The 5,401-nt window shown below is 35.8% G+C and carries 7 protein-coding genes; 2 read left to right on the forward strand and 5 right to left on the reverse strand.

Annotated elements, in window-relative coordinates:
• Positions 1-229 precede the first annotated feature (229 nt).
• The 5 genes from PF272_RS12805 to PF272_RS12825 all read right to left on the reverse strand — a co-directional run bounded on the left by PF272_RS12805 (position 230) and on the right by PF272_RS12825 (position 3,505).
• A complete protein-coding gene (locus PF272_RS12805; protein ID WP_271143054.1) occupies positions 230-571 on the reverse strand; it encodes an antiterminator Q family protein in 342 nt (113 codons plus the stop codon).
• Positions 572-904: 333 nt separating this feature from the next.
• Positions 905-1,714 carry a primase-helicase family protein gene (locus PF272_RS12810; protein WP_271143055.1) on the reverse strand — a complete coding sequence of 270 codons (810 nt, stop codon included), beginning with the start codon at positions 1,712-1,714 and terminating at the stop codon, positions 905-907.
• 119 nt (positions 1,715-1,833) lie between these two features.
• Positions 1,834-2,940: a bifunctional DNA primase/polymerase gene (locus PF272_RS12815; protein ID WP_271143056.1), complete on the reverse strand. Its 1,107-nt coding sequence runs from the start codon at positions 2,938-2,940 to the stop codon at positions 1,834-1,836.
• Positions 2,918-3,280, reverse strand: a complete 363-nt coding sequence (locus PF272_RS12820; protein ID WP_271143057.1) for a hypothetical protein — start codon at positions 3,278-3,280, stop codon at positions 2,918-2,920. The genes PF272_RS12815 and PF272_RS12820 overlap by 23 nt, the downstream gene beginning before the upstream one ends.
• A 9-nt stretch (positions 3,281-3,289) precedes the next feature.
• Positions 3,290-3,505 (reverse strand): transcriptional regulator, encoded by a 216-nt coding sequence (locus PF272_RS12825; protein ID WP_271143058.1) that lies wholly within the window; start codon positions 3,503-3,505, stop codon positions 3,290-3,292.
• Positions 3,506-3,633: 128 nt separating this feature from the next.
• Here PF272_RS12825 and PF272_RS12830 point away from each other — a divergent pair, with 128 nt between their 5' ends.
• Positions 3,634-4,374: a S24 family peptidase gene (locus PF272_RS12830; protein ID WP_271143059.1), complete on the forward strand. Its 741-nt coding sequence runs from the start codon at positions 3,634-3,636 to the stop codon at positions 4,372-4,374.
• A gap of 58 nt (positions 4,375-4,432) precedes the next feature.
• Positions 4,433-5,356, forward strand: a complete 924-nt coding sequence (locus PF272_RS12835) for a hypothetical protein (RefSeq protein WP_271143060.1) — start codon at positions 4,433-4,435, stop codon at positions 5,354-5,356.
• Positions 5,357-5,401: the final 45 nt, after the last annotated feature.

Raw genomic sequence — 5,401 nt, forward strand, 5'->3', positions numbered from 1 at the left:
ACCCGCGATGGCATTGTAGTTTTGTTGGAGGTACGCCCAGATAATGAGCCACACTCCAGGATCTTTGTCTGGCATTTTCATTTCTCCACCTCCATTTCAGAGGCAATAAAAAACCCCAGACATTGCTGCCTAGGGTTATAAAAATTGTTTTACCTTATCTTATAGATGCGTTTACCGCAGTATAGTTAATATATTACGTCGACCGGTCGACCGATGTCAATATTTTTTGTCATTTAGATAAAGCACCCCACACATATGATTCTGCTCCATACAAGATTTGTAACGTATATGATTTAGATTTATTAATTTTACGCATAATGTTAGACACCGACTGTTGGTCTATATAATGCTGGCATATCATCCAATAACCTAAATCATCAAACTTAGCTAAATCTCGCATTATTACCTCAATCTCTAATGCTTCCTCATCTGTACACATCCGCTGATAAGAAACTTCTCGTTCCGCACCTTCAAGCAACATCGCTTTGTTTGGGTATTCTGTCCCGATTCGATAGCTACGTACACAATTGCCCCACGCTTTCAATCGTTCTTTTAATTCATCTCTAGTCATATCCCACCTATAATCCGTCTTTTTTTCAGTGCAACCAAGTGCAACCCAGTTAACTAATTGATTTTAAAATTATTTTCTTCAATATTTTGTTTTCGGTTGCGGTTGCAGTACCCTCAAAAAACTATATAGATATAAAAACCTTTATGTGTATGTATTTATGTACGACTATTTATTTTTATAAATATATTTTTTAAGTGCAACTCTGCAACCAATCTCATTTTTTAGCATTAACATTTTGATTTTATTAACTTTTTTAAGGTTGCACTTGATTAGTTTTACTGCAACCACAAATTTTAAAAATAGCTTATAAATCAATATGTTAGTAGGTTGCACTTACTTTTCATTCTTAAAATTAAGTGCAACCGCTTTTTTCACATCCTCTATTGCAATTTCCGCTCCGTTTGAAGTTAAAACCCACGGACGTACCGTTGCACCATTAACTTTAATTGCTTTATACGGGGTCGCATATTGCTGTAATAACTTCTTGAGACGGTAATCATCAATTTCGCTGCCAAATTCAGCCTTATCTGATAGATAATCCCTGATTTGAGCAAACGTCATCGCCACAGCCGGCGGGTTACTCATAAAGTCACAGAATAATTCCTCTTCTGGGGTCATGTTAAAATCAATCATATTGCGACGTGCGGGAGTATCAAATGAATGTGTCCAGTTATAATCACTTAAATCCAATTCCATTAGATAGCTATATACTTCAGCAATAAACTGTTTGTTGTCTAACATCGCGTATAGGGTATTGTAGTACTCAGTGTCTTTCGCTTGAGATGGCCCGCTAAAAACATTGATCCGTCTATCTTCTGGCTTTAGTACTAAAGCATCCGGATGATTAGTCATGAAAAAGAAATTGGTATAAATCGGTTGAGTACGCTTAGCACCATACTTCACATTAACTTCTAAATAATTTTCCGTTAAAGTATCACGTACTTTATCGCTAATACCGAAGCGCTCATTGCTCTCTCTTACTTCTTCAATCGCACACAAAATTGAGCGATTTAAGAAGTTATTAAATGGGCTATTAACTAGATCACTCATTTTTGTTTTCGTACAATTCCACGGGCCTAATAATTTTTGCAGTAGTTCTACAATCCACCCACGCCCCGTTCCATGTGCCACAGCAACAAGCATATTAGTTACTTTATTTCGACGATGTGGGTAACGCAAAAGCGAGGCCATCCACTGAACAAAATGCTTACGTTCTTTCTCAATAGGCAGAATGTAAGCGATATGATTTAAAAAGATATGAATTAACTCGCGAGTTTGTACAATGGGAATAACCGGGAAAAAAACTCGTTTAAGAATTTTCGTCCATCCGCCTCAGTAATAATTCTCCCCTCACCAGGTCGATAGGCTAAACCTACCACCGATTTACGCTTAGGATGCTGTAGCCACTCTGTGCTAACCGCAACCGACTGCTGCTTATTGCCATTTAACTTGACTATACGTTCATTTGCTGTATGATTTTTAAACTCATTCCATTTATATTTGTATGCGTGCGGATCGGCGTTTAGATCCCCAACTCTATCCCCTTCCGCGATGTATACATACCGGTCTAGATAATGCTCCATCAAGTCCGCAACATCCTCAATCTCCTCTTGCAAGGCATCAAACTCGTTATCAATAAAACCAATTGCGTTTAAAAAGTCAGTATCCGATCTATGGGCACAATGTGCGTGTTGACATTTAAAATGCCCTCGCTCAAAACCACCTGTCTCAGCGGGAAAATAGGCTGTTGCGGTTTCGTTGCTCTCGCTAGAATGCTCATGTTCAAATGGGCATTTAATATAGCGTTCGCCACGTTTACCTGTTCCATAGACAGCCCAATTATCATCAAGATAATCCGCCACCTCATCAGTTGATTTACCATGCCCATGTGTTAAGTCTCTATCTTTGCTTACTTTCGTCTGAGTTGACTCCGCAACAGGCAATATAAGTTCAAACGCGTACCACAAATCATCCCACTGTTTATCGGTAATAGTTGGGATTTCGGTAGGTAATCCGCCATCCCACTGATATTTCACCCCGCTTGGATGCGTACCAATTGCGACAAAATGCTGTCCTTTGCCTAAAAACTCTAACAAGTCTCCATTTTCAAGTCGCATAATGCGTTTTGGCATTTGTTTATCAGTAACTGCAAACAAAAATAAACACTTATTTGAATTTTCACGAAAGCGTCGAGGCGGTAAAAAACCAAAAGTACTTTTTACCATACTTTCTATCATTTGGAGTGTTTCTTGTGTTTCAACATCACAATCTAATGCATAAACAAACCTTTGTGTTTTTTCGTCAAAACCTTTATGCATTAAGGTTTCTGTGTCCCCAACACAAAGGTTATTTTTGTTTATTTTTTTCATCAATCGCATAAAGGTTTTGTTTGTTTTTTAACCCAACGCATAAAGGTTTTTGCATATTTACATAAAGGTTATTGCCAGTACGAATACAAATCCCTAATCGTGAATCTTTTTTCCAATATGCAATCTTAGAATCCGATACTTTACGATTCGTCCAACTCGTTAAACCAACAACACATCCCTCAGAATTAATCCTTGATGGAAGCTTACCTATTTGCTTAATCGTACTACGCGGAGATAAAGAAACATTAGGATCCGACACAACAGGTAATAAATCATTACCCAAGCCAAGATTAATAAAATGATCCCACTCCGCCGACAATGCGCCATATACAACACTCATAACACCACCTTATTTACGTAAGTAAGACCAATCTATATCAGGACGTAATTCTTCGCACGTCACTTGGTTACAAGACCATTTTTCAATTTCTACACAATATTTTGCTGGCACTTTACGAACACCATTTGCCCAAAATGAAATGTTAGATGATTTAACATTAATATGTTTCGACAGCTTAGCGATACTGCCCCGCCCAGTTTTGACTAAAAAATCTTTTAATTGCATAAATAACACCTTTATTGTTTTAATGTTATCTAAATGATAACTTTTTGTACTATAAATAACAATATCTTTTATTGGTTTTATTTGGTATCAAAATGATATTAAAATAATAGCTAAACTAGGAGGCGCCTATGAAAACAGTAAAAGATATTCGATATGAAAATCTCTTGAAACTTATTAAAGCCGCAGGAAGCACCGTACGTTTAGCAGAAAAAACAGGAATCTCTGCTAACTACTTACGCCAAATAAAAAATAAGAATGCAATTCAAAACGGGAAGCCTAAAGGAATTGGAGATAAGATCGCTGCAAAATTAGAAGATGGTTTTGATAAACCTCGCGGTTGGTTAGATGTGGAACATTCAAAAGATATCGAAATAGTAGCATTTGATGTAAATGAGTTTAACACACTACCTAGCGTGGCTGCCGCAGAAGATATTGATTACAGTGATACCCATATCCAAATTGAACTCTATGATATTAAGTTATCCGCAGGACACGGAAAAGGATGTGCAATGGAATGGATCCCCCGAAAATCTGATGAACCTTTAATCTTTCGTCAAGCATGGTTTCGACATAAAAATCTAAATCCTAATAGTTGCAAGGCTATGTATGTAAGGGGACAAAGTATGTCACCGGTATTAAAAGACTTGGATACAGTAATTGTCAATATAGATGACACTGAAATTATTGATAGAGAAGTTTACGCTCTGCTTTACAAAGGTAATTTTTATATCAAACAAGTTGTTCGAAAAGGGGACACTATTGAGTTAATTAGCTTTAATCCAGACCCACAATACAGTCCAATTGTTATAGATGAAACTCAATTACCAGAATTGAAAATTATTGGACGTCAGATTTGGCGTGGAGGTTAATAAACCTAAATCCACATTTTATTAGGTAATATTTTCTTTAAATTAAAAGGTAATAAATATGTCAGAAGTTTTCAGTTGCGAACTACTCGATGAGATAAAATTTAACATAAATGAACCTATACAAGTTCAAGATATAGTTAAATCTCTAGAAGCATTAGAAAAAATAGTAAAGCAATCAACCAAAACTTTTAGTAAATTGGGTAAATCTGATGTTCATGATGTTAAACTTTATATTAAAGCAATTGAAAAAGGTTCTTTACGAGAAAAGATTATTATAAAATTAATCTTCAAAACAGAAGAAAATTTAGATAAATTTTTAGAAAACACTCATGACTGGGTGGCAAAGCAATGTAAGGAACATCCTGTGAGATCATCATTAGTCGGTTTAGTTATTGGTGGAATGATAGCCTATGGTTTTTATAGCCTAGGTACTAATTCAGCTAATTCTATTAACATTAGTGGTAATTACAATACGGTAATCACTAATGGTGCTCAACAACTTAATATTCCTATAGAAGAATTTAAAAAAGCAATAGAAGAAAACAAAAGTAATAAGAAATCCTTATCCAAAAATGCTGTAGAATTTGCTCAGCCCGCCAAAACCCCATCGGGGGATGTGTCTATTGAATTTGGTTCAGACATTGATTCAAGTAAAAATATTATTATCCCTTCTAAGGTAATTTCCGACATACCAAAAAAGGTTGAGCCAGAGCAACCAATTGAAAAAGATACTAGAATGGATAATGTTACATTGCATATTAGAGCGTTAGATCGCGACGATTATTCTGGCTGGTCAGGATATATTGAAGGTGTTTTTACTAAGCGTATCCCAATAGAAATCCCACATACAATCGCACTTAATGAAATATCCTCTCAAGAGGCAATAAAAGCAAATGTAACGATATTTTATACTCAAAAAGGAAACACAATAAACCAAAAAAGAATTGTTATTCGAGAAATTAATCCAAAATTAAAGCAATAAACCGTCAAATGACGGTTTTTCTTTGCTCAAAATCCAGTTATTAAG

It is taken from the genome of Gallibacterium faecale (assembly GCF_027920745.1).
GTDB lineage: Bacteria > Pseudomonadota > Gammaproteobacteria > Enterobacterales > Pasteurellaceae > Gallibacterium > Gallibacterium faecale.